The organism is Streptomyces sp. NPDC090032 (genome assembly GCF_044748025.1).
In the GTDB taxonomy this organism is placed as follows: domain Bacteria; phylum Actinomycetota; class Actinomycetes; order Streptomycetales; family Streptomycetaceae; genus Streptomyces.
Genome location: NZ_JBIVFF010000015.1, coordinates 214327 through 241226, shown reverse-complemented (window position 1 = coordinate 241226; position 26900 = coordinate 214327). Strand labels below are relative to the sequence as shown.

The following is a 26900-nucleotide window of genomic DNA, read 5'->3' as shown; positions in this document are numbered from 1 at the left end:
CCATCGGTTCGCGCGCCCGAGCAGCAACTCCTCGGCGAGGAGGACAGCCGGGTACGAGGTCGTCGCTCACAGGGCCGGCCATCCATGAACCTTCGAACCCGCACCCAGACAGGGACTCCCCCCCCCACGCGCCGGCATGAAGCATGAAGCGGAGACAACCCTCGCCTACCGGGGACGCTTCATGACGCCGGACACACTCACGGCCTTCGCCTGATCCTGTGCTCCGACCAAGGAGTACACGTGACCGGGACGAAGGCCGCGACGGCGAGTGTGGTCCGACAAGAGGCCCGCCAGGAGGCGTTGGCCCATCTGGAGCAGCGGTGTGTGGGTTCGCCGCGCCGACATCGACGTTCGGCCGTCATGAGGCTGCTGACCGTTGGTGTCGTCGGGTTGAGGGCGGGCCCACGGAGACCGGGGAGCCGGCTCGGTGTCAGTCGTCGATTGCCTGATAGAGCGTGGTCCAGAAGTCGTGCATGAGCCGCACCGGATCCGGGACGGACGCCCCGACCTGAGTGAGCAGGATGCCGGTGAGCTGGTTGTCCGGGTCGGCGTACGTCGAGGCGCCGCTTCCGCCGTCCCAGCCGAACTGGCCGATCGGTGCGTAGTCACCGCGGTAGGTGCGCACCGCCATCCCGAAGCCCCAGCCTCCGTGCTGGCCCTGGCCGAAGGAGATATGGACGTTGTTGGTGGCCAACTCGTGCCGGGCGGCCTGCTGTTCGGGCGTGAGGCGGTTGGTGGTCATCAGCTCGACGGCAGCCCGGGAGAGGATCCGTTCGCTCCCGTGCATCCCGCCATTGAGCAGCATCCGGAAGTAGGCGTGGTAGTCGTCGGCGGTGGAGTTCAGTCCACCGCCGCCACCCTGGAACGCCGGAGGCGTGCTGTGGCGTCCCCCTTCGGCCTCGTCCCACACCTGGAACTCTCCGGTCTGCGGGTCGGGAGCGTACAGCGGCGGCAGCCGGTCCATCTGGTCGGCCGGCACGTGGAATCCGGTGTCCTTCATCCCCAGCGGGTCGAAGATGCGCTCGCGCAGGAACGACTCGTACGACTGGCCGGTGACCCTGGCGACGAGTACGCCGAGCAGGTCGCTGGCGATGTGGTACTGCCAGCGCTCTCCAGGCTGGTGCATCAGCGGAAGCTCGCCCAGGCGGCGCAGCCACTCATCCGGCTCCGGCATAGGCTCCGGCAGGTTGGGTGTGAGTCCCTGCTCGAAGATCACGCCCATGATCGGAGTGCCGAGCGACGTCATATCCATGCCGATCCCGAAAGTGGAGGTCAGCACGTCCCGTACGGTGATCGGCCGCCGCGCCGGCACGGTGTCGTCCAGCGGGCCGTCGATGCGCTTCAGCACCTGCCGGTCGGCGAGTTCGGGCAACCACTCCTGCACCGGGTCGTCCAGCCGCAGTCTGCACTCGTCGAGCAGGACCATCGCCGCCGCGACCGCGACGGGCTTGGACGTCGAGGCCATCCGGAAGATCGTGTCCCGGCGCATCGGCGCGCCACCGTCATGGCGCATCGTCCCGAGCGCCTCGACATGCGTCCCACCACCGCGGCTGAACAGCGCCACGAGCCCAGGAATCTTCCCGGACTCGACATGCCGCGCCAGGACGTCTCGCACTCGTTGCACGCCTGTCTTGGAGAAGCCGTCGTGCTGGTCGGCAACGGCGATGGGCATGTGTGCTCCTTCAGTTGAACGCACGGATGATGGAATGCGGTCCTTCACGCCTGTGATGTCTGGACTGCCTGGGTCGGGGCGCCCGAGGGAATCCCCCACGCAGGCGACCGACCTTGAGGGCGCAGCGGAGGGGCCTGCGCGCGGCGCGGGGTCAGCAGCCGAGCCGGTCGGCAATCACGCCCAGCACCTGCCCCAGATCGCGTGACATTCGGGCACGCAGGCCGATCTCAGCGATCCCGGCCGCGAACCCGGGATGGCCGGGGAGAACCCTGTGGACGCGATGCGTCACCCGAGTACCGTCGGGGCAGGCGGCGACGGCATGCACCCCGGCGTACCAGCTCTGCACCGCCACCCTGGACCGCACCCGGTCCACCTGGATCTCCACCGGCTCCAACGGCCCGGCCAGCTCGGCTCGGTAGGCGTCGGCACCGGACCCTGCCACGACGGACATCGCCCCCTGCCGAGCAGCCGAAGCCCTGGCCAGTACCAGCAGGTTGTCGTCGCCGACCCGCCCCTCGGCGACGGTGAGGAGGAGCGCGGCGACCGCTGTGACGGGCGCGGCGAGCGTGCCTTGCACTTCCCACCGGGCGGGCAGCGCGTCCAGTTCGGCGAGCAGGGAAGGCGGTGTGTGCATGACGAAGAGCCTCGGCGCGGCAGCCCGTATGGGACAACCCCTGCCGCGTCTTCCGGGACGGGCCGCATCTCAGCGGGACCCGGCCTACCTGCGCACTCACGCCGGGCCGCGGCGGCCTCTCGGGTGTTCCGGGACGGGACGGGACACCTGCACCACTCTGGAACAGGCTCAAGACACCCGGGCCAGGCCCGAACGCGCCGCCGGTACCAGGTAGTTGATGCCGTGCGCGCCGGCGGTCTCCAGTGCCGCCCGGAAGTGCCGCGCCGCGGCCTCCCGATCGCCGGAGGCCAGGCACGCCTCCGCATACGGGAGGAGGCTGCGCACCATTCGATGCGGCTCACCGGCCACTTCGAGCATCAGCATGGCCTCGGCATGCATGGCCGTCGCCTCCTCGGTGGCACCGAGGTGGCGCAGCGCCACGGCGGCGTCCGTGCGGCTTATGGCCTCGAACACCGGATGGCGAGTCTCCCGGCTGATCGCGACGGCCTGCTCCGCCAGGTCGAGGGCGGTACGGGCTTCTCCCAGGCCGAGGGCCGCCCGGCCGAGCACGTCCAGACACATGCGCTCCTTCTGCCGGTCCAGCTCGCACGCGGTCTTCAGCAGGTCCGAGACGACCTCGCGGGCCTCGCCGTGCTCTCCCAGCAGCACGAGGGCCCGCCCCAGGCGTACGCCTATGTACACGCGGACGGCGGCCTCGCCGGGCGGCACGAGTCCGGCAGCCCGGCGTACGAGTTCGATGGCGCCTTTGGCGTCGGCCGCGTACAGCCGGACCTCCGCCAGCTGTTCCACGGCCAGGGCCTCACCGACGATGTCGCCCTCCTCCGACATCAGCACGCGGGCCGCCTCGAGCTCCGGCACCGCCTCCTCCAGTCGGCCCACTCGCATCAGCGCGGCGCCCAGCAAGTACCGGTGGGAGGCGAGCACCCGGCGCTCGCCGAGCGCCATGGCTGCGGGCATGGCGGCCTCGAGGCCGCGGCACACCTGTGCCATGCCACCGCGCCGCCCGAGGGCGATCACGAAGGCGAACTGGCCGAGCCCGACCGCCGACGCGTCGATGCGCAGCTCCACGCAGAGCAGGAACGTCGCGGTGATGTTGCCCCACTCGGTGTCCAGCCAGTCGAGGGCTCCGTCATGGGAGAGGTCGGGGAGCGCGGGAGGTTTCTGCGACACGATGACCGGCACGGGGACGACGACCAGCTCGATCACCTCTGTCGTGGCCAGCATGCCGCTCAGGTAGTAGTCGGCGAGGCGGGCGATCGCCGGTCCGGGGTCCGCCGCGGCGTCCTCGGCACGGGCGGACTGCCGCAACAGGTCGTGCATCCGGTAGCGGCCTGCCGACGGCTCCTGCAGCAGATGGACATCGACCAGGTCCTCCAGCAGGGATCGGGCGTTGGCCAACGGGATCCCGGCCAGGGCTGCCGCTCCGTACGCGTCGATGTCCTCGCCCGGTACCAGCCCCAGCAGCCCGAACATCCGTCGCTGGGCGGAGTCGAGCTGCCGCAGCGACATCTCGAACACGTCCGACACCGCCAACTCGCCCTCGCGCAGCCGTTGCACCAAGGTGTCGAGTGTCCACGCGGGCCGGTGCCGCAGGCGCGCGGCGGCCACCCGGATGGCCAGCGGGAGGTTCCCGCACCGGCGCAGCACCTCACCGACATCACCGGGACGGGACCCGCCCGCCGATGCCACGAACAGCTCCGCCGCCTCCTGGGTCAGCAGGACGTCCAGCGAGATCGGCTGGACCCCGTCCAGTTCCACCATCCGCCGGCGGCTGGTGATCACGACGAGGCTCTGGCCGGCACCGGGGAGCAGATCGCGTACGTGATCGGCGTCGGCGGCGTTGTCGAGCAGCACGATCGCGCGCCGGGCCGCCAGCTCCGACCGCCACAGCGCGGCCCGCTCGGCGACCCCGTCGGGAATCCTGCCGGGCGGCACCCCGAGCGCGGCCAGCAGCAGACGCAGCGCCTCCGCGGGCTCGACCGGCTCCCGGCCCGGAGTGAACCCGCGCAGGTCCAGGTAGAGCTGGGCACCGGGAAAGTCGGCGGTCAGCAGGTGCGCGCCGTGTACGGCCAGTGCCGTCTTGCCCACCCCGCCCATGCCGTCGATCGCCACTATCGTCGCGTTCCGCGCGGCGCTGAGGAGAGCGGCCAGCTCCGCCCGGCGTCCGGTGAAGGCGGTGATGTCGTGCGGCAGGTCATTACGCACCGGCACGGTGACGGCGGTGTTCGTCTGGGGCTCGCCCTTGGCCCGTTCCCACACCTCACGCATCGCCCGGGGGTCACGACCGGCTGCCTTGCACAGCGCAACCACCGTCGGCCAGGGTGGAACGGACTGGCCGGAGAAGTAGCGCGACAGCGAGGAACTGCTGCCGTGGACGTCGCGGGCCAGCTCCCGCAGGCTTCGTCCGGTCAGGTCGCGCAACTGCCGTAGCCGCCCTGCCAACTCCTCATGCACGCTTGCCAGCCCCTCCCCCGGTTTCACGCGCTGATCCTAGATGAACCGAGGTGGGCCGGGCGGTTTCGTTCGGAGAGTCGGCCGTTGACCTGGGGTGTCGCCAACTGATGTGCAGTGGGGGCGAATTGGACCGCTACTCCTTGATCAGAGCCTCAGTGGGCGAGCATCCGACGGGACACCTCCCACAGGCGCGTCGCGGACTCGTCGTCCAAGGCGTGGGGAGCGACACCGGACGGCTCCGGGCTGTCGGCGGCCGTTGCATGGTCGTGCGGGAGGGCTTCGTTGCTGTTCTCGAAGTAGCGTCCGCCGACCCCTTCCACCAGCGGCGACCCGGCCAGGAGCACGGACGTCGCGGCGCCCTGCTCGGCGGTGCGCCAGGGATAGTTGTCGAAGATCGCCTGGGTCGCCGGGTCCACGTCCATGTTCTGCTGGTGGCGCTGGAGCGGTGTGCGGATGCCGCCCGGGTTGAGGGCGTTGGCGGTGATGCCGTCATCGGCCCAGCGCCGGAACGCCTCGACGGCGAACAGCGTGACGGCGGACTTGGACTGGCCGTAGGCGAGCCACGGATCGTAGGCGCGGCGGTCGAAGTCGATGTCGTCGAAGTCGACCGGTGCGAGCAGGTGTCCGTTGGAGCTGACCGCGACGATGCGTCCGCCTTCGGTCGCCAGGGCGGCGTGAAGGGCGTGGGCGAGCTGGAAGTGGCCGAGGTGGTTGGTGGCGAACTGGTACTCGACATCCTCGGGCGTATGGCGCAGCTCGGGCACGGCCATGACGCCGGCGTTGTTGAGGAGGATGTGCAGCGGGCCGGACCAGGCGTCGGCGAACGAGGCCACCGATGACCGGTCGGTCAGTTCCAGTGCGGCGACGCCGACCTCGGGGTTCCCGGTGGTGGCGGTGATGTCGGCGGCGACCTTCCGGCCCGCCTCCGTGTTGCGCACGGCGAGGGTCACCTCGGCGCCCGCACGGGCCAGGGAGCGGGCGGTCTCGATGCCGATGCCGGAGGCTCCGCCGGTGACGACGGCGCGCTTGCCGGTCAGGTCGATGCCGGCGAGGACCTCGTCGGCGGTGGACTCGCGGTCGAACGGGGTGGTCAGACGGGTGGTGTCAGTCATGTTGTTCCTGGGTCTGTTCAGTCATGTCGTTCCTGAGTCCGTCCAGTCATGTCGTTCCTGGGTCTGCACTGAGAGGTCGAGTGGCCGGGGACGGACAGCCGGCGGCGCCGGTCAGCGGATGAGGGCCTCGGACGTGGCCCACAGGCGAGCCGCGTTGTCCCGGTCGAGGGCGTACGGTGCGACGCCGGCGGTGGCGCCCGCCCGTTCGGTGACCGGCTCGGCCTCCGCGCAGTCCTCGTAGTAGCGGCCGGTGACGCCTTCGACCGTCGGCGAAGCGGCCAGCAGTACGGAGGTGGCGGCGCCCTGCTCCACCGTCTTCTGCGGCGGCAGTGCGAGCTCGCCCGAGGCGATGAAGTCGGTCACTTGCTGCATGTCCATGTGCCGGGCCAGGGATGTGTCGGCGATGTTGCCCGGCATCAGCGCGTTGGCGGTGATGCCGTCGTCCGCCCAGCGCGAGGCGGCGCCGACGGCGAAGAGGGCGTTGGCGGTCTTCGACTGCCCGTAGGAGGTCCAGGGGTCGTAGGGGCGGAAGCGGTAGTCCAGGTCGTCGAAGACGACCGGGGAGAAGAGGTGACCGATGGAACTCACTGCGACGACCCGGGCGCCGTCCGCCGCGGCGAGCGCCGGGTGCAGCCCGGTGGCGAGGGCGAAGTGGCCCAGGTGGTTGACGGCGAACTGCCATTCCCGGCCGTCCGCCGTGCGGGCGATCTCGGGCGGGGCCATCACTCCGGCGTTGTTGACGAGGATGTCCAGCGGGCCGTTCCAGGCCGCCACGAACGCCGCGACCGTCGACCGGTCTGCCAGGTCGAGCTGACTCACTGTCAACTTCCCGGAACCGGGCGGCAGTTCCGCTTCGAGCCGCGCCGCCACGGCGGCGCCCGCGTCGGTGTTGCGGACGGCCAGGGTGACGTCGGCGCCTGCCGCGGCGAGCGCCCGGGTCGTCTCCACCCCGATCCCGGAACTGGCTCCGGTGACCACGGCGCGGCGGCCGTGCAGGTCGACGCCGTCGATCACCTCGGCGGCCGTGGTGGTCGCACCGAACGTGCGGGGTGTCTGAGGTACGGACATGAGGTGTCTCCTGACGTGAGCAATGAGGGTGATGGGGGTAATGGGGGTGACCTTGGCGATGTGGGCGAGTCCGGACCCGTCCTCCTGCGGCCGGGAGGCGAGGACGCTGCGACGGCCGGCCGTCAGGCCTCCGCCCCGGGGCCGGACGCGAGGCGGCGCGGCCCGTCAGCCCTGCGCGATCCGGGAGACGTCCTGCCAGTCGGACCAGGTCTTGAGGCGCTCGGCGTACAGGGGCTCGATGATCTCGATGGGTTCGGTGCCGAACAGCACTCGCAGCGGCGGGTTCTCGGCGTCGACGATCCGCAGCAGGGCGGCGCCGGCGTCGCCGGGTTCGGCGTACCGGGCATCGCCGAAGCGGGCCGCGATGGCCTCGCGGACCTGGTCGTAGGCGGGGTTGGGCTCGGCCTGAGTGGCGGAGGAGCCGCCCCAGTCGGTGGCGAAGCCGCCCGGCTCGACGATGGTGACCTTGATCCCCGCGCCGGCGACCTCCTGGGAGAGGGCGTCACTGAAGCCTTCGAGTGCCCACTTGGAGGCGTGGTACGCGCCGAGGGACGGGAACGCGCCGATGCCTCCGACGGACGAGATCTGCACGATGTGGCCGCTGCGCTGGGCGCGCAGGATCGGCAGCACGGCCTGGGTGACCCAGAACGCGCCGAAGAGGTTCGTCTCCATCTGGTCGCGCAGCTGCTGCTCGGTGACCTCCTCGACCATGCCGAACAGGCCGTAGCCGGCGTTGTTGACCACGACGTCGAGACGGCCGAACTTCTCGTGCGCGGCGGTCACCGCGGTGCCCACGGCCGCCTTGTCGGTGACGTCGAGCGCCAGCGGCAGGACGGCTTCGTCGCCGTACTTGGTGACCAGATCGTCGAGTGCGGCCACGTTCCGGGCGGTCGCGGCCACCTTGTCCCCACGCTCCAGCGCCGACTCGGCGAACGAGCGGCCGAGGCCGCGGGACGTACCGGTGATGAACCAGACCTTGCTCATGAGTCCTCCTGACGAGACTGCTTTCCCGGGCTGTCCCCGGCACTGACTTCACCGTAGCGCAGAAACTTAGACGAGTCCAAAGATGAATCGATCCAGAAATGTATCCGTCCAGGAATCTGAACGTAGGATGGGCCGCATGGGAGGAACAATGAACCTGCGGGAGCGCAAGAAGCTGGCCACCTGGCGTGCCATCCGGGTGGCCGCGCTGCGGCTCTTCGAGGAGCAGGGCTACGAGGCCACGACCGTCGAACAGATCGCCGCCGCGGCGAACGTCTCGCGCGCGACCTTCTTCAACTACTTCGCCGGCAAAGAGGCCGTGGTGGTGGACCAGGACCCCGAGGAGCGGCGCGACTGGCAGGCCCTCATGGACGGCCGCCCCGCCGACGAGCCGCTCTGGGACTCGCTCGCCGCGATCATGACGGGGTTCTGCGAAAGCCTGCGGGAAACGCTGCCGCTGCACCGCCGCCTCAAGGCGAAGTCGCCCGCCTTCGCGCAGTCCGCGCAGAGCTTCGGCGCACAGTTCTTCGCCGACCTGCGGCAGTGGGTGGCCGCGCGCGCCACCCCGGCCGACGACATGACCGCGATACTGCAGATGAACCTCGCGCTGGCCGCCACCAACAGTGCCTACGAGACCTGGGGCGCGGACGAGTCCTTCGACGGATTCATGCACCGCCTCGAACGCTGCCTCCGGCAGGCGGGCCCCGGCACGACCTCCGACTGACGGGCCGGACGCGCGCCACATCCGGGGCTGCATCCGAGGGGGCGGCGTCGCCGCGCTCACTTCAACGGACAGAGCGCGGCGTCACTCGACGGCGGGCGAACGAGCGTCCGCCTCGATCGCACTATGGCCATGAATGAATACATGATTGATTCTGCTTGAAGTCGCGTATTTACGAGCAAGTATTGACACTCCCCAAGCGCGGCGCCATAGTCTTCGCAGGCAAATTGGACTGCAGAGTTCCGACGAACGAAGAAGGCACCTACCGATGCGGCGGTTGTCGGCGCGGGCATTTGTCATGAGCATGACCGCACGCCGCACTGGCCCTCGATGGACTCCCCCTCCGAGTCGCGAAGTAACTCAAAGCAATGCGAAGTAACCGGCAACACCTGGTCGTTGGTCCAGGAGTCCCGGCAACGTCGAGGCCACACAGCCACCCCGGACCGAGAAGGCGGCGCCCAACCGTTCACGACCCGGCTCACCTTCAACACCCCTTGAGGAGAATCAGATGAAGCGAGCGTTGACCCGCACTGCGGCTGCAGCCCTGGCTGCACTCGTCCCGTTCATCGCAGCACCTGACGCACAGGCACAGACCTTCGGCGGTAACGAACTGCTGTCGTGGTCCATCAGCGGAGCTCCCAGCGAGGGGCTGACATCCCTCAACTTCCCGATCACCGTGAACACCGGCACCGCCCACGTAGCCGGGACCTACTTCGCGATGCAGTACGGGTTCACCGGGCAGAGCGACATCGGGTACGCAGGACTGCAGCCGCGGCCGGATGCCAACGGGCATCAGCGCCTGCGCGGGGTGTTCTCCTCCTTCATCAGCGGCACGACGAGCACCCACGCCAACTGTTCGGACGGGGCCGACGGCGGCGCCGGCGTCAGCTGCGGAGTGGACTTCGACGCCGTGTACGGCCACGCCTTCCGCGTCGAGATCACCCAGGCCGGCACCGACACCTGGTCAGGCACCGTCGTCGACACCAACAACGGACAGCGGATCCCCGTCGGCACCTACAAGTTGCCTGCGGGCTCCGGCAACCTGAAGGCCTCACAGTCGGGCTTCATCGAGTACTACAACGTCCCCAGCTGCGACCAGCAGCCGCGCTACGACGTCACGTTCGGCGGACCGTCCTCCGGCTCCCTGTCCGGCACAACGAAGTGGGTCAAGGAATACGGAGAGTGCGCCGGCTACGGCAGCACCCAGGTGACCACGGTCGGCGCAGGTGCGCGCGTGACCCGCGGCAGCGCGGGTTAGCACGCCAGGCAGAGCTCGACTGTCGATCCTTGGGGTCTCGAGGCGGCCGAACCGTCATCGGGCTGAGGGCTTGTCAGGGGCGGTCTCGGGGAGGCCGCCCTCGATCGGCCACAGCGCCACCCAGGGCCATGACTGCCCGCCGTGACTTCATCCGCGCTTCGGTGCAGTAGCCGACGACGCTCCTCACGAAGTCGTCAGGGGAGCGTCAGCCGGCCCGAGGCGGCGGTCGGGATCGGGCTCTCCCGGTCCGCCAGTGCGTGCGTGATGGACCATTCGGGAGTGCCGTGCCCTGCTGGGGCCGTACCCAGCGATTCCCACCCGGACGGCACTTCGGTCTCGGCCAACTCTCTTGCGGTTCTTCTTTTCTGTGGACAAAGTGTGGACGCTCCGCGACCTCATCCCTACGCTGAGCGTCGCTCGGCCACAGAAGTCTGCGTTACCCACAGCGGAACCACGCAGGAGGAAGAGTGACGCCACGCCCCGTGCACGTGTCCCGCCCCAGACGTCGCGGCGCCCGAAGAGCCACCGGGCTGCTGCTCACCGCTCTCCTCGGTGCCGGTCTGATGGCCCCGCCATCGGCCGCGGCCGATGGCGATCCGAGGCCGTTCGCGGACCTGCCCCCGCAGGAACCGGGAGTGACCCTGCGCGTCTTCGACGTCCAGTCGCCGCTGAGCAAGCTGTGCGACCTCAAGCCCGCGCAGACCCCGAACGTGGACAAGCTGATCCCCACCGCCGACTGGACCTCGACCGACGGCTTCGGGTTCAGCGACCGTTTCGTCTCGCAGATCATCGGCAATCTGAACGTGCCGGAGGCCGGCTCGTACGCCTTCCGGCTGATCAGCGATGACGGTTCACGGCTCTTCGTCGGCGATCAGCAGGTCATCGACCACGACGGCCTGCACGGAGCCGAGCCGAAGGACGGCGAGATCACGCTGAACGCCGGCTACCGGCCGCTGCGCATCGACCACTTCGACGCGGGTGGCGGCCAGCAGGTCACCTTGCAGTGGAAGCCGCCGGGAGCAAGCGAGTTCACGACCGTACCGAACTCCGTGCTGAGCACGGACGCCGGTGTCGTACGAGTGACGGCGCCCGGTCGCAAGGAGTGCGAGGGGACCTACGACACCCCCGGTGACGGGCTGCCACTGACCGAGGTCAACCCCGGCTACAAGCTGACCGATCTGCGGCCCAAGGGCTTCGAGCCGCAGGTCTCCGCGATGGACTGGCTGCCCGACGACCGCCTTGCGATCACCACCTGGGGCGGGAGCACCGAGACGAAGGGCGAGGTGTACCTCCTCGACCACGTCACCGGGGACACCGGGCCCGACAAGGTGACGTACAAGAAGATCGCCGACGGGCTCAAGGAGCCGATGGGGATCAAGTACGTGGACGGGAAGCTGTATGTCTCCGAGAAGCATCAGCTGACCGAGCTGAACGACACCGACGGCGACGATGTCGTCGACGAGAGGCGGAAGGTCGCCGAGTGGCCGTACGGCGGGAACTTCCACGAGTTCGCCTTCGGGCTGCTCTACGACAAGGGCGACTTCTATCTGAATCTTTCGGTCGCGATCAACTACGGCGGAGCCAGTACCGATCCGCAGCCCGCCCCGAACCGCGGCACGACCATCAAGGTCAACAAGGCGACGGGCAAGGTCAGTTATCTCGCCGGCGGACTGCGTACCCCGAACGGGATCGGGCGCGGTCCGGGCGACGATCTGTTCGTAGCGGACAACCAGGGCGGCTGGCTCCCCGCGTCCAAGCTGGTGCACATCAAGAAGGACCGGTTCTTCAACCACTACATGAACCCGGACGGCCCGTTCGACGACAAGCCCGTCACCAAGCCGGCGCTCTGGCTGCCCCAGAACGAGATCGCCAACTCCCCCAGTACGCCGATGCAGTTGAAGAAGGGGCCGTTCGCCGGGCAGATGGTTTTCGGTGACGTCACCTACGGCGGACTCCAGCGGGCCGACCTGGAGAAGGTCGACGGCGAGTACCAGGGTGCGGTGTTCCGGCACACGCAGGGCCTCGAGTCCGGCATCACCCGGATCAGTACCGGGCCCGACGGTGCCATCTACACCGGTGGGCTCGGCGCCGACGGCAACTGGGGCCAGGAGGGCAAGCTCCGCTTCGGGCTGCAGAAGCTGACGCCGACCGGGAAGACCGCCTTCGACATCAAGACGATGCGCGCGACGACGAGCGGCTTCGAGCTCACCTACACCAAGCCCCTGTCCGAGGAGACCGCGGCCAAGCTGACCAAGGGCGCGTACTCCGTCGAGCAGTGGCGGTATGTGCCGACACCCGCTTACGGCGGGCCGAAGGTCGACGAGGAGTCGCTGCCGGTCGCGTCGGCGAAGCTGTCCGACGACCGCCGCACGGTCCGGCTCACCATCCCGGGCCTGAAGGCGGACCGTGTGGTGCACGTGCGCTCGCCCCGCCCGTTCTCGTCGTCCGGGGGCGAGCAGCTGTGGTCGACCGAGGCTTGGTACACGCTCAACGCCAAGCCAGGTCCCGAGGAGCCGGTCACCACCTACGACGCCGAGTCCGCGAAGCTCTCCGGCAGTGCCGACATCGACACCGAGCACGCCGGCTACACCGGCGGGGGCTTCGTCGACGGCTTCGGCGAGCAGGGGGCGAAGGCGAGCTTCGATGTCGTGGTCGACAAGAAGGGCACCTACGACGTGGGCCTGCGGTACGCGAACGGCCCGCACCCCGCACCTGGCACGAAGACGCTCGGCGTCAGTGTCAACGGCGGTGAGCCGAAGCAGACGAGCCTGCCGTCCACCGGCGAGTGGAACCGCTGGTCCACCAAGACCGAGCGGCTCGAACTGCGCAAGGGCCGCAACACGATCACGTACGCCGTCGGGGCCGGTGACACCGGTCATGTGAATCTCGACGCCCTCGACGTGCGGCGGCCCGGCGCCCGGATCGATCTGTTCTCCGGCGGGAGCATCTCCACCGCCTGGCAGCACAGCGACGGCCGCAGCGCCGAATGGCCGCACACCGCTGAGAAATCCATGGAGGTCTGCTGCGGCGATCTGCGTACGAAGCAGCACTTCCAGGACTTCAAGCTCCACGTCGAGTTCCGGGTGCCGAAGCTGCCGGACGACGTGACCGGGCAGAACCGGGGCAACAGCGGGGTCTATCTCCAGGAGCGTTACGAGGTGCAGATCCTCGACTCGTTCGGTGTGGAGAAGCTCGCGGACAACGAGGCAGGGGCGATCTACCAGAAGAAGGCCGCCGATCTCAACGCGTCGACTGCGCCGGAGACGTGGCAGACGTACGACATCACGTTCCGCGCGGCCCGCTTCGACGCGGACGGCAAGAAGACCTCCGACGCCAGGATCACGGTGGTGTGGAACGGCAAGAAGGTCCATGACGACGTGGCGGTCGACGGCCCGACGGGCGCGGGCGACCCGGAGTCCGCGGCGGCCGGGGCGATCCGGCTCCAGGACCACGGGAACAAGGTGCGATTCCGGGACGTGTGGGTGGAGCCGCTGTCCTGACACGGTTGCTTCCGCAGGGCACCCTGGCGACGGTCCGGTGACCGGCCGTCGGCAGGGTGAAGCCCACCGGCGCACTGGACGGGCTCAGCCAGTCGGAACGTTCACACCGCAGTCCGCCGGCGCGGGACTCCCAGCCACGCTCGACGAGTCCCGCGCGGTGGACTTCTCCCACCCAGCTCACGGCACTACGGGACAACTACGGCGACCCGAACGACGGGGCTGACGGGGTGTGTCACCCACCGGCCGACGTCGGGCCGGGCCCAGGCCTGCCTGCCGACCGGCAGGTCCCGGCCCTCCGACATCCGCACGCCGTTCGCGGCGCAAGGCCGAATTCTGCAGAGGACGAGGAAGGAGGGGCGCGACTCCCCTGCGCACGGGTTCCGCGGTCCGGGTTCCTCGCCCGGTCGGCCCATCCGCGTGGCCGTGGGGTACCAGGGAGGGTTGCGTGGGACGGGACGACGGGCAGGTGCCGGACGCCCGCGCCTGCAGCGCACGAGAGACGAGGCCACGCATGGGCGGCTACCCCCCGATCGCCGACCATGGACTGATCGGCGACCTGCAGACCGCCGCGCTGGTCTCCGGCACGGGCGCGATCGACTGGTTCTGCGCTCCCCGCTTCGACTCGCCGAGCATTTTCGCCTCCCTCCTCGACGACGAGCGCGGCGGCCACTTCACCCTCGCCCCCGAAAACACCGGCGACGTGACGGTACGGCAGCTCTACCTGGCCGACACGGCCGTCCTCGTCACCAGGTTCCTGACCCCGAACGGCGTCGGCGAAGTCATCGACTTCATGCCGGTGGACCCGCGGCCGGATGTTCCCAGCGACCGGCACCGTCTGGTGCGCGGCCTGCGCGTCGTGCGGGGAACAGTCACCTTCAACCTCGAGTGCAGGCCGCGCTTCGACTACGGCCGCGCCCCGCACACCCTGACCCTGGACGGCCACAGTGCGGCCTTTCGCGGACCCGGGATCGACGTGCACCTGCGCAGCACCTTCCCTCTGGCCGCCGACGGTGACGACGTCCGCGCCTCCGTCACCCTCCGAGCGGGAGACCTCGCCGGAGTCGTCCTGGACACCCGCGCCGCCGGCAGCGCCGGCCCGGGACCCGTCGATACGGAGGGGCTCCAGGCGGACTTCGACGCCACCCGTCTCTTCTGGCACGAGTGGATCCGCCACTGCCGCTATCGAGGCCGCTGGCAGCAGATGGTCAACCGCTCGCTGATCACCCTCAAGCTGCTCATCTACGCGCCGACCGGCGCCCCGATCGCCGCCGCCACCATGGGGCTGCCCGAACAGATCGGCGGAGAGCGCAACTGGGACTACCGGTACACCTGGATCCGCGACGCCTCCCTGACCATGAGGGTCCTGCTCGACCTCGGCTACGTCGACGAGGCCGACGCGTTCCGCCAGTGGCTGGGCGCGCGCCTGCAGGCGCCCCGCCCACCCGGGGCCGAGCCCCTCCAGATCATGTACCGGATCGACGGCGACCCTCATCTGCCGGAGGAGCTCCTGGAACACCTCGCCGGCTATCGCGGTTCCTCTCCCGTACGGGCCGGAAACGCAGCCGCCGACCAACTCCAGCTCGACATCTACGGCGAGTTCGCCTACGCGATGACCCACTCCCCGGACCTGGCCGAAGTAGCCGGCTTCAACGGGTGGAAGGCGATCTCGGGGCTCCTCGACTGGCTCGCCGACACGTGGGACCGGCCCGACGAGGGCATCTGGGAGACCCGGGGCGGCCGCAAGGACTTCACCTACAGCCGGCTCATGTGCTGGGTCGCCCTCGACCGGGGCATCCGCCTCGCCACGCAGTACGCGCGGCCCGCCGACCTGCCCCGCTGGACCGCCGAACGTGACGCCATCCTCAACCAGGTGCTGGAACGCGGCTGGAACGCCGAACGCAAGGCATTCGTCCAGCACTACGGCAGCGAGGTCCTCGACGCGTCGCTGCTCCTCATGCCACTGGTCGGCTTCCTCTCACCGAAGGCATCGCACTGGCTGTCCACGCTGGACGCGATGGACCGCGAACTGGTCACCGACAGCCTCGTCTACCGCTACAACCCCGAGGCGTCACCGGACGGCCTGCGCGGTAGCGAAGGCACCTTCTCGCTCTGCAGCTTCCTCTACGTGGACGCGCTCGCGCGGGCGGGCCGCCTCGAACAGGCCCGCTACGCGATGGACAAAATGCTCACCTACGCCAACCACGTAGGGCTCTTCGCCGAGGAGATCGGCCCGACCGGCGAACAGCTGGGCAACTTCCCCCAGGCGTTCACCCACCTCGCCCTGATCACCGCCGCGATGGCGCTCGACGAGGAGCTCGACAAGGCCGATCTGCGCTGATCAACACGGTCAACACGGTCAACAGTGGTCAATGTCGAAGGGTCGACGCTGAAAGCGTCGACCCTGACGTCGTTCGGGTGGTCGCCGACCAGGCCGGCCCGCTCCGCTGAACATCGATCCTGCTGAGATGGACGAATCCCGCCGCCCCGAGTCGTAGACCTGCATGTTCGCGGTGCCCACACCGACATCAGCGCCACGATGACGCCATTCGCAACACGGGCGGCGCCATATTGAACTTCACATGGTGCCATGCGTGTGCCATTATGGCGCCAAGGGCAATGCGTCGTGCGCCCTCCGGCCCACAGGCCGAAGGGCGCACGCTTCGCGAAGTGGGCGACCAAGGGGGACGGATCATGGAGACAGCGCAGAGGGAGCAACGGGCCGGATCCGGCGCCTTCAGCGCCTTCGTCCGCTTCGTGCTCTGCGGCGGCGGGGTGGGACTCGCCTCCAGCTTCGCCGTGGCAGCCCTCGCCTCCTGGATTCCCTGGAGCCTGGCCAACGCCCTGATCACCGTGGCGTCCACGCTCCTCGCCACCGAGCTGCACGCCCGCATCACCTTCGGCGCGGGCCGGCGCGCGACCCGGCGCCAGCATGCGCAGTCGGCCGGATCGGCGGCAGCGGCGTACGCGGTGACCTGCGCGGCGATGTTGGTCCTGCAACAACTGGTGGCGGAGCCCGGTGCCGCACTCGAACAGGCCGTCTACCTGTCCGCCTCCGCACTCACCGGCGTCGCACGGTTCGCAATGCTGCGCCTCGTCGTCTTCGCACGGAACCGCTCGACGGTCGCAGCCACCACGCGCGCCGCACACCCGCCCCTGGCCCGCAGCACCACGACCCCCGCCCGCGCGGGCGCACTCTGCCGCGCGGCCTGACCGCCTCAGCCGGAAAGCGCACCAGGCGGGGCGGGCGGCCGGGCAGCGAGGTGCTTGCTCAGCGGCCTACCGATGCGGTCAGGCGTTGCAGTGCGGCGTGGGCGGGTGGGCCCCAGGTGGGCTTGCCTCCGGGGCGGCCGTGGACGCCGGCGTCTCCGATGTGGATCCCGCCGAGGGCGCGCAGCACCGCCCAGCCGCGGGCGCGGCGCAGGGTCGCGGCGTCCGGGCTTGGCCGGTAGGTCTCGTGGAAGAGGTCGGCGGCGCCGTCGGGCAGCAGGATCCAGGCGGCGGCCAGGTCGCAGGCGGGGTCGCCGGCGAACAGGTCGCCGAAGTCGATCACACCGGAGAAAGTTCCGTTCGTGGTCAGGATGTTGGCTGGATGCAGATCGCCGTGGAGCCAGAGACTCGGGCCTGCCCACTCGGGCGCGGCGGCGGCGTCTTCCCAGACTGCACGGACGGCGTCCGGGTCGCGAATGAGCCCCCGTTCGGCTGCCGAGGCGAGCCCGTGAGCGAAGGACTCGGCACGGTCGGCCAGCGGGCCACCGCGGTCTCGGCCTGTGGGCGCCTCGTCGGGGGCGGGTCGGTGAAGGGCCGTCAGGAAGCCGGCCAGGGCGACGGCCGCATCCGCCGCGCGCGTCGCGGGGGCAAGGTCGGCAGGCTCTCCCGGAACCCAGGTGGTGACGAGCCAGGTCCGCGGAAACCGCTCCGAGGGCTCACCGAGGCGCTGGGGGACGGGAATCTGCAGAGGAAGGTGCGGGGCGAGGGCTGGTAGCCAGGTGTGTTCCTTGCGCAGCAGCGCGTCCGCAGACTGCGTCGCCCAGGGCAACCGGACGGCGAGGTCGTCGCCGAGCCGCCACACTTGGTTGTCCCAGCCCAGCGCTGCGAGCTTCACGGGGCGATCCGCCAAGTCGGGGTGCTGCTCGCGCAGCAGACCCCGGATCAAGTCCTCCGTGATGTCCGTCTCGGTGGCTGTCATGCGGAGCAACCATAGTTGAGTAGCGGCCTGCCTGGGCTCCCGGCGGGTCCGAGTCCAGTTGCGGAACGTGGCCAACAGGCCTCAGCGCCGGGCCAGTGCCAGCACACTCAGACCGAACATCAAGACACCCAGGGGGACATGGACCGACGGGACGTGCGCGATGCCGAGCACGACCTGGACCGAGGCGAGTACGAGGAATCCCGACGCTTGCCAGACGGGCCGGAGCGAGCCGCCGCCCGGCTTCCACGCCAGCACCGCCGCAAGCACGTACAGCATCGACGCGCCGTACATCACGCGGGCTCCGACGCTGTGCAGTGTCTCTCCGTAGGACGCGGTCAGCAGCAGTCCGGCGGAGACCGCCTGAAGGAAGATCGTCAGGGTCTGCAAGGCGATCGCGCCCTTCAGGAACGAGGAGCTGCGCCGTGCTTTCGCCGTCGCCGCTTTCGCCGTCGCCGCTGTCGCCGTCGCCGTCACTTGAGTAGCCATGTCGCAGTCCCCTTTTCCGCCCTCGGGCAGCAGATCGATAAGGTCTCACCAGCCCGACGACGCGGGCCTGCGAAAGGTAAGGCGAGGGGGCGGCCGGAAGCATGGGGACTGTCGGTACCAGCACAGATGAGATAGCCGGCGAGCGACGCCAACTGATCAATGTCGCCTACCGGTTGCTCGGTTCGGTGACCGAGGCCGAGGACGCCGTACAGGATGCCTACGCACGCTGGTACGGGCTGACTCGAAGCCGGCAGGAGGAGATCATGTCCCCCGGCGCCTGGCTGACGACGGTGACCAGCCGCATCTGCCTGGACCTGCTCGGATCGGCGCGGGCCCGACGTGAACGCTATGTCGGCGCGTGGCTGCCCGAGCCGCTGCCCGACCACACCGAATGGAACCGCGCGGGCGGCGCCGACCCAACTGGCGCCGCAGACCCCGCCGACCAGATCGTCCTGGACGAGTCGGTGACCATGGCCTTCCTCGTCGTCCTGGAGTCGATGACGCCCGCCGAGCGGGTGGCGTTCGTCCTGCACGACGTCTTCCGGTACCCGTTCGCCGATATCGCCGACGTTCTCGGCCGGACCCCTGCGGCCTGCAAGCAGCTGGCGGCGTCCGCCCGGCGGCGGGTGAGCGTCGCGGGCCCTGCGGTGACGCCGGCCGGCCGGGCCGACGTGGTGAGGCACGTCAAAGAGGCATGGGAGACCAAGGACATCGCGGCCCTCGTCGGCCTCCTCAACCCGGCCGCCGTGATGACCGCCGACGGCGGCGGCATGGTCGGCACCGTCCTGCGCCCGCTCGAGGGCGGCGCGCGCATCGCCCAGTACATGGTCGCGATTGCCGACAGGGCTCCGGGGCTCGAGCTCCTGGAACGGTCGGTCAACGGTGCGCCTGGCCTGGTGGCCCAGCGTGGCGGCGTCGTCATGACCGTGGCCTCGTTCGACGTCTCCGACGGGCGCGTCACCCGGATCTGGGCGGTCCGCAATCCGGAGAAGCTACGGCCGTGGGTGCGGGAGGGCTGACCGGCCTGCGTTCTCAGCCTCTTCGCCTCCTGCGCCCCTTGGGCCGGTTGGCTCAGGCGGCACGGCGCGCCTCGGCCGCGTGGGCGGCCGCCGGTGGAGGATCCGTGGGGCGGCGACCCCGGGACGGGGCGCCCGGCACCGCCCCACCGACGAAGAGGTCAGGCCATGAAACCGTTCGACGACCCGCTGTTCCGCTCCTTCGCCGACCGGGCACCGGAACTCATCGAGGACGAGACCCCCGGCGCCTCCCCCACGGCCGCGACGTGAGCGCCGCTCCGCGCGGGGACGTGCCGGGCGGGGGTCGGTACGGCGAGGCCGTCTTCCGTCCCGAGCAGGCGGGCGAGGGCGAGCGCATCGACTTCGGCGCCCTCGCCTACGACGACATCACCATGACGCGGCTGCGGGCACTCGGGGCCGGCCCGGAGTGGCGCTGCCTCGACGTGGGCGCCGGCACGGGCACGGTGTCCCGCCGGCTGCTGGACGAGGCCGGGGTGGCCAGTGTGCTTGCCGTGGACCGTGACGTACGTTTCCTCAGCGCTCGGCATGTGCCCGGGCTCGACGTGCTGGAAGCCGACGTCACCGCAACGGATTTCGCCCCAGGCCAGTACCGGCTCGTCCACGCGCGCTTCGTTCTCATGCACCTGCCGGAGCGCGACCGCGTGATCACGTCCTTGGCCGAACTTGTCGCGCCCGGTGGGGTGTTGGTGCTCAGCGACGCGGTCGACCTGACGAGCGACCTGACGCCCGCCACCCCGTACGACGTGGTGATGCGGGCCATGTGGCAGGGTCTGCGGGCCACCATCGGCACCGATGTCTCCTGGGTTCCGTCGTACCCGCAGCTGCTGCACGAGGCGGGGCTCGTGCCCGTCGGCGCCGAGGTGCATGTGCCGCCGCTGCTTCCGGGGAGCCCCATCAGCCGCTTCTGGGCGGACACTTGGGAACGCAGCAGGACCGCGATGCTGGCCACCGGTCTGGTCGATGACGCGGCTGTCGATGACGCGGTCCGGTACCTGGGCTCCGACGACTGCGCCGCGCTGTCAGCCGGCATGCTCACCGCCTGGGGATGGAAACCCGAAGCCCCGCGATGAGCGTCCCGACACCGGGCGAGGTGCCGCACTCACTCTGAGACCACCACGCGGCAATGTTCCGGTCCAGCATGCCGGGAGCGGCAACGGACCGCGGACTGATGCACCGTCACCTGAAGTTTGCGGTCGTTCGCGGCCAGGCTCGTCTGGCGTCCAGCCGTATCGATCAGCCGCTCACCCTCAAGGCGGGCGATGTCGCATTCTGAACAACCAGGCCTGGCTGGAGGTGCAGGGAGGCCCCGCGGATCAGGTCCCGTACGAGATCGACGTGGCGAGCGCACGGTCCCCTTGATGAAGACGAAGGTGCCGACCTGCTCCTTGGCGGTCACATCGCCACCCTCAATGCAATCGGCGAAGCCCTGCTCCTGCAGAGGCGGATCGGCCCGTTCGAGGTCCTGGGACGGCTCGGCGCCGGCGGCATGGGGCTCCCGCCCGTTGGGCATGTCCGGGCTGCGACCACAACCGTCCCCCTGCGCCCACGACATGGTCACCTCCTCGACGAAGTGACCGACGAACGGCTGCGCCCAGCCGTGACCCTCATGCACGCCGAACCGGGCGCCACCTGGCGGCTGGAGACTCTGGAAGGCGCTGCGGCCATGTCTCGCCTGAGCTCACCAGCCCCAAGCAACCCTGCCGCGGGCCGGCACGTGCCGGCCCGCGAGCCCCCGCACGCCGTGTTTCCCCCGGACGTCGGTCAGGGGGTGTGGCGGCGGACCGCGTCGAGGAGCTGGTCGATGTCTTCGGCACTGTGGGAGAAGGCGGTGACGAACCGGACGATTCCCGGTTCCCAGCGGTCGTGGTAGAAGGCGTAGCCCTCGGCGAGGAGTCCTTCGGTGACCTGCTGAGGCAGGCGGCAGAAGAGGATGTTGGCCTGTGGCGTGGCCAGCAGGCCAGTGCCGGGGATGGCCTTGAGGCCGTCGCCGAGCCGGGTGGCCATCGCATTGGCGTGGCGGGCGTTGTGCAGCCACAGGCCGTCAGTGAGGTACGCGTCGATCTGAGCCGTGTGGAAACGCATCTTTGAGGCGAGCTGGCCGGCACGCTTCGCGCGGAAGGCCAGCTCAGTGGCCAGGGCGGGGTCGAAGGAGACGATGGCGTCGGCGGTCATCGCACCGTTCTTGGTGGCGCCGAAGGACAGGACGTCGACGCCGGCCTTCCAGGTCATCTCGGCCGGGGTGGCACCGAGATGATCCAGGGCGTTGGCGAAGCGCGCGCCGTCCATGTGGACGCGCAGTCCTGCGTCCTTGGCGATGGCGGACAGGCGGCGGATCTCCCGCAGCGTGTACACGCTGCCGCTCTCGGTGGCCTGGCTGATGCTCACCACGGACGGCTGCACGCTGTGCACGTCACCGGCCCTGCGCCGCACCGCCGCCTGTAGTGCTTCGGGATCGATCTTGCTGTCGGGACCTGGGACACCGACGAGCTTGGCGCCGCCCGTGAAGAACTCCGGAGCGCCGCACTCGTCGTGGTTGATGTGGCTGTCGGGGTGAGAGAGCACGCTGCCCCACGGCGGGGTGAGGGCGGCCAGGCTCAGGCCATTGGCGGCGGACCCGGTGGAGACCGGGAAGACATCGACGTCCCGCTCGAAGATCTCGCCGAGCCTGCGGCGAGCGCTGTCGCTGAAGGGGTCGTTGCCGTACGGCAGGACCTGCCCGGTGGCCGCGTCGGCGACGGCCTGGGCTATCTGTGGTGACGCTCCGGCCATGTTGTCGCTGATGAAGGCGCGGCTGGAGGGGGTGGCGGCGATGGCGGAGATGGTGGTGCTCATGAGGGGATCTGTCTTCCTTCTTCCTTGGTCTCGCGTGCTGAGGTCACGGGTGCGGCGGTCTCATGTGGGACGGCGGTCCCAAGCGCCGAGGCTCCCGAGCGCTCAGGTCTCAGGTGCTGATAGGGGAGGCGAAGACGACGGTGATGTCCACTTCCTCGGCGGCGGTGCGGTAGAAGTGCGGGGCGTCCCCGGCGAAGGCGAGCATGTCGCCGGGGCCCAGGTCCTGCGGGGCGTCGACGGGGCCGGCGGTGACGTGACCGGTGGCGATGAGCAGGTGCTCGATCGTGCCGGTGGCGTGCGGGACCCCGGGCAGCTCCGTGTCGGGCGGAATGCGCAGCCGCCAGATCTCCAGGCTGTTGCCGCTGCTGATGCGGCGTAGGAGTTCCCGGGAGACTTCGCCGGGCTCGATGTCCGTGCCTGGCCGGAAGACCGGCCCGGTGTCGGCGTCACGCGCCAACAGGTCGGCGATCGGGATGCGCAGGGCGATCGCGATCGCATCCAGGGTGTCGATCGTCGGATTGCCGTTGCCCGCCTCCAGTTGCGAAAGCGTGGCCTTGCTCAGCCCGGCGCGCCGGGCCATCTCCGCGGCGCTCATGCCGCGCTGCTGTCGGCGCAGGCGGATCTTCGCGCCGACCGCCGCTGCGGTACTGCTCACGGGCTGGCGACCGGACGGCGGGGGCGTCATCAACGACTCCTATGCGTTGCGGTGTACGACACGCGGATGCGGCCCTTCTTGACTCTCAACGTCGGCAGCACCACTTCGGCCAGGTCACCGAGGCTGCGCACGTGCGTGCCCCCGCACGGCGCAGCGTGCAGCGCGTCCAGGTGCACGACGCGCCGCCCGTCGGCGAGGAACCGTGCTGAGACGGGGAGATCATCGGCGACCGCGGCTGCCACCGCGGAGCGCAGCACGTCAGTCACCTCCTCCCGGCCTTCCGGATCGGCCAGCCGCGCGTCGGTTCCGGGCGCCTGGAATTCGATGCGTGCCTGACCCGGGAAGTGGTTGCTGCCGGCCATCTCCCACCCCTGCATGCGACCGACTGCTTCGACAAGGTGTCCAGCCGTATGCAACGCGGCGTGAGCCGTCCGGGTCTGAAGGTCGATCCTGGCTCGCACCTTCTGCCCCTCGACAAGGGGCGGAAGTCTGCCGCTCTCGGGCGCCGTCGCCACAACCAGTCCCGACTCGCGGTCCCGGACCGGGATGACCTCCGTGCCCTCGAGCCACGCACGGTCGGCGGGCTGGCCCCCGCCCTGCGGGTGGAACAGGCAGTGCTCGACGGCCGCCCATGGCGTCCCGTCCCTCTCGCCGACCGCGATCACCCGCGTATCGACCTGCTCCAGGTAGGTGTCATCAAGGTAGACGCTGCTCTGTGCGCCTACTCGAAGGGCCTCGATCGACTGAACCATGCGTTCACTATACCGAACGATTGCAGTTAGTGAACCCAGCGTTCGTTTTACTGAACGCACACCGGTGATCGTGATCGAGGGGGAGGCGATCACGCCCCACGTGGAAGCAGACGTCGTCGCGGATCCCCTAGGGAACGCGTAGCCGACGCGGCGGACGCCACCTGGGCAGTTTCGTCTGGATCACTCGAAGACCGCGACCATCTACCCGGCCGGACTCCACATCGCAGGCATCTTCCTCTGTGCCCACCACTGATCCGACTGAGACTAGGTCGCGGCGATCTCTCGCCGGAGCTGATTGCGTGAAACGGCGAAGGAGGTCCACCGTCTGCTGGTGTTCGGCCCTGCGGTCATCCCTGCCCTCGCTGGGTCGGGACTTCCAGACCCGACGGGCAAGAGCGTCGGCGAGTTCGACGGTGTCGTCGGCACACAGCAGGTAGAGGGCTGACCGGGCTTCTTGCACCCGGTCCGCCAGCTCGTTGCCCCCAGCACCGTCGTCACTCAGTTGTGTTTCCCGGAGGTAGTCGATCAGCAGAACCACGGCAGTGGTGAAGCCTGCCCCAGCTTTGAGTTTCTGCTCGCGAAGCCACATACGGTCTTGTCGGCGCGCAGCGAACCAAGAGCCGAACACGACCCCTATGAGGCCGATCCCGGCGCCCATGGCAACGGACAGGATGTTCTCCACGGTCAGCTCAGCTCCCCCTGGCACACGATCCAGGCCAGGCCACAGAAGCCGCCGAAGGTGCCCAACCTATGAACACACACCAAGGATTCAGTGATCCGGACGAGCCGGCCCAGGCGACCCGCGAGCGGGAACACTCCAGAGCCGCACCGCCTGGGCCGGCGAGCGCGAAGCCTGCCTCGCGACAACTCCGGACGCCGCCACTACAGCGTCGGGCAACGCAGTGCAATCGAAATGGATCTGAATGGATCTGCCAGGTCAGCAGCACCAGTAGTCGTCGATCTGTCGGTGAGATGCCGTCCGGCAGGTACAGACTTGGGCGCATGACCGAGCTGCTCGCATCATCTGGTGACGACCACCCCATCATCGCTCTCGACGACGGATCCGGGCCGAACCTGCTGGTAGCCCACCCGGGCGGAGGAGACGCTACAGCGTGGGACAGCGTCACCCGCTGCCTCACCGGCGACTTTCGCGTCGTCAGGATGCACCGACGGATCTACGCTCCCGGAGCAGACATCGCACTGCCCCACTCGATGGCCGTCGAAGCGGCCGACATCGTCGCCGTCGCGGAGCTCCTCGACTCCCCCGTGCTACTCGTGGGGCACTCCTCGGGCGCGGTCGCCGCCCTGGAGGCCGCACTGCTCGAACCCTCGGTGTTCGCCGGACTGATTCTGTACGAACCTCCCATGCCCACCAGGGAGTTGGTTGCCGGAGCAGCAGGCGTTCGCGCCCGCGCCGCGCTCGACACGGGCGACCCGGTCGAGGCGATGCGGATCCATATGCGCGACATCGTCCGGATGCCCGCGAGTACGGTCGACGCGATGTTCGCCGACCAGCATGTGCGAGCGGCGCTCGCCGCCTACGCGACGGCGCAGACAGCGGACAACGAGGCGATCGACGCACTCGGCACAGACATTGACCGCTTCGCCGAGCTCGAAACGGCGACCACTCTCATCGAGGGAGACCTCAGCCCCGCCCACCTACGCGAGCGCCTGGCTGACCTGGGTGCAACGCTGCCGAACGCACGGATCGTCACCCTCCCCGGCCAGGGGCACATCGCCCACCTCACCGCGCCTGACCTCTTGGCCAACGCCATCCGGGACGCGGCGGCCCACGTCCTTCACGCATGAAGCATCAGCTGTGCAGAGTTGGGCGCGATCTTGGCGAATGGCAGATCCAGGCTGCCGGTGATGCGGGCGCCGGTGAGGCGGAGTGCCGGGCGGCCCTCGGGGCGGGCTCCGCGCCGGCGCCCAGCAACAGCGCCTCGATGACCTGCGCCCGTACCACGCATACAGCCGAGGATGGCATGCCGTCGCGGACATTGACGGCGGTGCCCTGTGGGAAGGAGTTCCACAACTGCCGTTCAAAAGGCCCAAGTTGATCGAGAGCGCGATCGACGATCATCCCGGTGTGGGCCTGCCCAAGGCAAGACCTGGCAGCAGATCCCGGCGCTCGCCGGCGGGTACTCCCCCGGTCGTCCTCAGCTGAACGTGACGCTCAGGTCGGTGACCGGATGACCCGCTGCTCACCAGTCGTGGACAGCCCCGTCCCGCAGTCGGTTGACCGGCAGGTACTTGCGCTCGTACGGGAACTTCGCGGCGGCCTGTTCGTCGAACTCGACGCCGATACCGGGCTTGTCGCCGGGGTGCATGAGGCCGTCCTCGAACGTCCAGGACGTGTGGAACACCTCCTCGTAGCCGGGCAGATGGGCCATGTACTCCTGCATCCCGAAGTTCGGCACGGACAGGTCGACGTGGAGTGCGGCGGCGAGCGAGGCCGGGGAGAGGTCGCCCGCGCCGTGCGAGCCGGAGCGCACCCCGTACAGCTCGGCGAGGGAGAAGATCTTGCGGAGGTGGGTGATGCCGCCCGCGTGGGAGACGGAGGTGCGGACGTAGTCGATCAGCCGGTTGGTGATCAGATACTGGCAGTCCCAGATGGAGTTGAAGATCTCGCCGACCGCGAGCGGTGTCGTGGTGTGCTGGCGGATCAGGCGGAACGCCTCCTGGTCCTCGGCCGGGGTCGGGTCCTCGATCCAGAACAGTCGGTACGGTTCCAGGGACTTGCCGAGCCGGCCCGCCTCGATCGGGGTGAGCCGGTGGTGCACGTCGTGCAGGAGCTGGAAGCCGAAGCCGAACTCCTCACGGACAGCGGCCATGTACGTCGGTACGAAGTCCAAGTAGGCGCCGGTGTCCCAGACCTCCTCGGTGGGGAGATTGCCGTCGGCCGGCTCGTACGTCGCGCCGTCACCCTTGCGCATGCCGTAGACCCGCTCCAGGCCCGGCACCGCCGCCTGCGCACGTACCGCGCGGAAGCCCTTGTCGAGGAAGCGCCGTACGTCGTTGAGGAGTTCGGGGATCGTGTTGCCGCTCGCGTGCCCGTAGACGGTGACGCCGTCCCGAGCCGCACCGCCGAGCAGCTGGTACACGGGCAGGCCGGCGACCTTGCCCTTGATGTCCCACAGGGCGACGTCGACGGCGGCGATGGCGGTCATGGTGACCGGTCCGCGCCGCCAGTAGGCGCCCTTGTACAGGTACTGCCACAGGTGCTCGATACGCGCGGGGTCCTTGCCGACGAGGGTCGGGCAGACGTGGTCACGCAGGTAGGAGGCGACGGAGAGTTCACGGCCGTTGAGGGTGGCGTCGCCGATGCCGGTTACGCCGTCGGAGGTGGTGATCTTCAGGGTGACGTAGTTGCGGCCGGGGCAGGTGACAAAGACCTCGGCGGAGGTGATCGTGGCCATGGGGTGCCGTTCTCTTCGTAGGACGGGATGGAAAGTGGTCGCTTCGCGGGACAGAATTCAGCCGGGCACAAAGCGCAGGACGGAAGGTGCGGGGGCAGAAGTGCGGACGGTGTCTACCGCCGCACGGGATCGG

21 protein-coding genes and 1 pseudogene are annotated in these 26900 nt (G+C 69.5%); 8 read left to right on the top strand and 14 right to left on the bottom strand.

Going from position 1 to position 26900, the window contains the following annotated elements:
• Positions 1-430 precede the first annotated feature (430 nt).
• From ACIPWY_RS33140 to ACIPWY_RS33115, 6 genes are all read right to left on the bottom strand, one after another.
• Positions 431-1672, bottom strand: coding sequence for a serine hydrolase domain-containing protein (locus ACIPWY_RS33140; RefSeq protein ID WP_362907327.1), 1242 nt, complete (start codon positions 1670-1672; stop codon positions 431-433).
• A 151-nt stretch (positions 1673-1823) separates the two neighbouring features.
• Entirely contained in the window at positions 1824-2306 is a 483-nt protein-coding gene (locus ACIPWY_RS33135) for a hypothetical protein (RefSeq protein ID WP_393706012.1), read from the bottom strand.
• Between the two features lie 168 nt (positions 2307-2474).
• Positions 2475-4787, bottom strand: coding sequence for an ATP-binding protein (locus ACIPWY_RS33130; protein WP_401536241.1), 2313 nt, complete (start codon positions 4785-4787; stop codon positions 2475-2477).
• 125 nt (positions 4788-4912) lie between these two features.
• Positions 4913-5872, bottom strand: a complete 960-nt coding sequence (locus tag ACIPWY_RS33125; RefSeq protein WP_393706014.1) for an SDR family NAD(P)-dependent oxidoreductase — start codon at positions 5870-5872, stop codon at positions 4913-4915.
• Positions 5873-5983: 111 nt separating this feature from the next.
• The gene (locus tag ACIPWY_RS33120; protein ID WP_393706015.1) at positions 5984-6940 is read right to left on the bottom strand and encodes an SDR family NAD(P)-dependent oxidoreductase; all 957 of its coding nucleotides are present in this window, start codon (positions 6938-6940) and stop codon (positions 5984-5986) included.
• 165 nt (positions 6941-7105) lie between these two features.
• The gene (locus ACIPWY_RS33115) at positions 7106-7924 is read right to left on the bottom strand and encodes an SDR family oxidoreductase (protein WP_362907316.1); all 819 of its coding nucleotides are present in this window, start codon (positions 7922-7924) and stop codon (positions 7106-7108) included.
• A gap of 136 nt (positions 7925-8060) precedes the next feature.
• Between ACIPWY_RS33115 and ACIPWY_RS33110 the strand changes: the two genes are divergently transcribed.
• The 5 genes from ACIPWY_RS33110 (at position 8061) to ACIPWY_RS33090 (ending at position 16610) form a co-directional block, all read left to right on the top strand.
• Positions 8061-8645 (top strand): TetR/AcrR family transcriptional regulator, encoded by a 585-nt coding sequence (locus tag ACIPWY_RS33110; RefSeq protein ID WP_393706016.1) that lies wholly within the window; start codon positions 8061-8063, stop codon positions 8643-8645.
• Positions 8646-9150: 505 nt separating this feature from the next.
• The gene (locus ACIPWY_RS33105) at positions 9151-9900 is read left to right on the top strand and encodes a hypothetical protein (protein ID WP_393706017.1); all 750 of its coding nucleotides are present in this window, start codon (positions 9151-9153) and stop codon (positions 9898-9900) included.
• Between the two features lie 467 nt (positions 9901-10367).
• Positions 10368-13400, top strand: coding sequence for a family 16 glycoside hydrolase (locus ACIPWY_RS33100; RefSeq protein WP_401536237.1), 3033 nt, complete (start codon positions 10368-10370; stop codon positions 13398-13400).
• A 511-nt stretch (positions 13401-13911) separates the two neighbouring features.
• Positions 13912-15738: a glycoside hydrolase family 15 protein gene (locus tag ACIPWY_RS33095; protein WP_362907362.1), complete on the top strand. Its 1827-nt coding sequence runs from the start codon at positions 13912-13914 to the stop codon at positions 15736-15738.
• 353 nt (positions 15739-16091) lie between these two features.
• Complete coding sequence (locus ACIPWY_RS33090; protein WP_393702051.1) at positions 16092-16610, top strand: hypothetical protein; 519 nt, start codon at positions 16092-16094, stop codon at positions 16608-16610.
• 58 nt (positions 16611-16668) lie between these two features.
• Here the strand turns inward: ACIPWY_RS33090 and ACIPWY_RS33085 are convergent, their stop codons facing one another.
• The gene (locus ACIPWY_RS33085) at positions 16669-17586 is read right to left on the bottom strand and encodes an aminoglycoside phosphotransferase family protein (RefSeq protein WP_362907307.1); all 918 of its coding nucleotides are present in this window, start codon (positions 17584-17586) and stop codon (positions 16669-16671) included.
• 81 nt (positions 17587-17667) lie between these two features.
• Positions 17668-18072 carry a hypothetical protein gene (locus ACIPWY_RS33080; RefSeq protein WP_362907305.1) on the bottom strand — a complete coding sequence of 135 codons (405 nt, stop codon included), beginning with the start codon at positions 18070-18072 and terminating at the stop codon, positions 17668-17670.
• Positions 18073-18173: 101 nt separating this feature from the next.
• On the opposite strand from ACIPWY_RS33080, the gene sigJ reads away from it, so the two are divergent.
• Together sigJ and ACIPWY_RS33070 are read left to right on the top strand one after the other, a co-directional pair.
• Positions 18174-19091: an RNA polymerase sigma factor SigJ gene (gene sigJ, locus ACIPWY_RS33075; RefSeq protein ID WP_393702054.1), complete on the top strand. Its 918-nt coding sequence runs from the start codon at positions 18174-18176 to the stop codon at positions 19089-19091.
• A 263-nt stretch (positions 19092-19354) separates the two neighbouring features.
• Positions 19355-20179, top strand: a complete 825-nt coding sequence (locus ACIPWY_RS33070) for a class I SAM-dependent methyltransferase (RefSeq protein ID WP_393702056.1) — start codon at positions 19355-19357, stop codon at positions 20177-20179.
• A 29-nt stretch (positions 20180-20208) separates the two neighbouring features.
• Here the strand turns inward: ACIPWY_RS33070 and ACIPWY_RS33065 are convergent, their stop codons facing one another.
• The 5 genes and pseudogenes from ACIPWY_RS33065 to ACIPWY_RS33045 all read right to left on the bottom strand — a co-directional run bounded on the left by ACIPWY_RS33065 (position 20209) and on the right by ACIPWY_RS33045 (position 24030).
• Positions 20209-20661, bottom strand: a complete 453-nt coding sequence (locus ACIPWY_RS33065) for a hypothetical protein (protein ID WP_362907299.1) — start codon at positions 20659-20661, stop codon at positions 20209-20211.
• 209 nt (positions 20662-20870) lie between these two features.
• Positions 20871-21941 (bottom strand): low specificity L-threonine aldolase, encoded by a 1071-nt coding sequence (locus ACIPWY_RS33060; protein WP_362907298.1) that lies wholly within the window; start codon positions 21939-21941, stop codon positions 20871-20873.
• Positions 21942-22050: 109 nt separating this feature from the next.
• Complete coding sequence (locus ACIPWY_RS33055) at positions 22051-22596, bottom strand: XRE family transcriptional regulator (RefSeq protein WP_362907296.1); 546 nt, start codon at positions 22594-22596, stop codon at positions 22051-22053.
• Between the two features lie 29 nt (positions 22597-22625).
• Positions 22626-23348 (bottom strand): metal-dependent hydrolase, encoded by a 723-nt coding sequence (locus ACIPWY_RS33050; protein WP_362907294.1) that lies wholly within the window; start codon positions 23346-23348, stop codon positions 22626-22628.
• Positions 23349-23612: 264 nt separating this feature from the next.
• Positions 23613-24030 (bottom strand): annotated as a pseudogene (locus tag ACIPWY_RS33045) (hypothetical protein).
• 320 nt (positions 24031-24350) lie between these two features.
• Here ACIPWY_RS33045 and ACIPWY_RS33040 point away from each other — a divergent pair.
• A complete protein-coding gene (locus ACIPWY_RS33040; protein ID WP_362907290.1) occupies positions 24351-25157 on the top strand; it encodes an alpha/beta hydrolase in 807 nt (268 codons plus the stop codon).
• Positions 25158-25552: 395 nt separating this feature from the next.
• Here the strand turns inward: ACIPWY_RS33040 and manD are convergent, their stop codons facing one another.
• Entirely contained in the window at positions 25553-26767 is a 1215-nt protein-coding gene (gene manD / locus ACIPWY_RS33035; RefSeq protein WP_393702059.1) for a D-mannonate dehydratase ManD, read from the bottom strand.
• Between the last annotated feature and the right edge of the window lie 133 nt (positions 26768-26900).

Excerpts from the sequence above, each read along its gene's own strand:
- ACIPWY_RS33140 (WP_362907327.1), bottom strand. The coding sequence starts at position 1,672 with ATGCCCATCGCCGTTGCCGACCAGCACGACGGCTTCTCCAAGACAGGC.
- ACIPWY_RS33135 (WP_393706012.1), bottom strand. The coding sequence starts at position 2,306 with ATGCACACACCGCCTTCCCTGCTCGCCGAACTGGACGCGCTGCCCGCC.
- ACIPWY_RS33125 (WP_393706014.1), bottom strand. The coding sequence starts at position 5,872 with ATGACTGACACCACCCGTCTGACCACCCCGTTCGACCGCGAGTCCACC.
- ACIPWY_RS33120 (WP_393706015.1), bottom strand. The coding sequence starts at position 6,940 with ATGTCCGTACCTCAGACACCCCGCACGTTCGGTGCGACCACCACGGCC.
- ACIPWY_RS33115 (WP_362907316.1), bottom strand. The coding sequence starts at position 7,924 with ATGAGCAAGGTCTGGTTCATCACCGGTACGTCCCGCGGCCTCGGCCGC.
- ACIPWY_RS33110 (WP_393706016.1), top strand. The coding sequence starts at position 8,061 with ATGGGAGGAACAATGAACCTGCGGGAGCGCAAGAAGCTGGCCACCTGG.
- ACIPWY_RS33105 (WP_393706017.1), top strand. The coding sequence starts at position 9,151 with ATGAAGCGAGCGTTGACCCGCACTGCGGCTGCAGCCCTGGCTGCACTC.
- ACIPWY_RS33095 (WP_362907362.1), top strand. The coding sequence starts at position 13,912 with ATGGGCGGCTACCCCCCGATCGCCGACCATGGACTGATCGGCGACCTG.
- ACIPWY_RS33090 (WP_393702051.1), top strand. The coding sequence starts at position 16,092 with ATGGAGACAGCGCAGAGGGAGCAACGGGCCGGATCCGGCGCCTTCAGC.
- ACIPWY_RS33085 (WP_362907307.1), bottom strand. The coding sequence starts at position 17,586 with ATGACAGCCACCGAGACGGACATCACGGAGGACTTGATCCGGGGTCTG.
- ACIPWY_RS33080 (WP_362907305.1), bottom strand. The coding sequence starts at position 18,072 with ATGGCTACTCAAGTGACGGCGACGGCGACAGCGGCGACGGCGAAAGCG.
- sigJ (WP_393702054.1), top strand. The coding sequence starts at position 18,174 with ATGGGGACTGTCGGTACCAGCACAGATGAGATAGCCGGCGAGCGACGC.
- ACIPWY_RS33065 (WP_362907299.1), bottom strand. The coding sequence starts at position 20,661 with ATGTCGTGGGCGCAGGGGGACGGTTGTGGTCGCAGCCCGGACATGCCC.
- ACIPWY_RS33060 (WP_362907298.1), bottom strand. The coding sequence starts at position 21,941 with ATGAGCACCACCATCTCCGCCATCGCCGCCACCCCCTCCAGCCGCGCC.
- ACIPWY_RS33050 (WP_362907294.1), bottom strand. The coding sequence starts at position 23,348 with ATGGTTCAGTCGATCGAGGCCCTTCGAGTAGGCGCACAGAGCAGCGTC.
- ACIPWY_RS33040 (WP_362907290.1), top strand. The coding sequence starts at position 24,351 with ATGACCGAGCTGCTCGCATCATCTGGTGACGACCACCCCATCATCGCT.
- manD (WP_393702059.1), bottom strand. The coding sequence starts at position 26,767 with ATGGCCACGATCACCTCCGCCGAGGTCTTTGTCACCTGCCCCGGCCGC.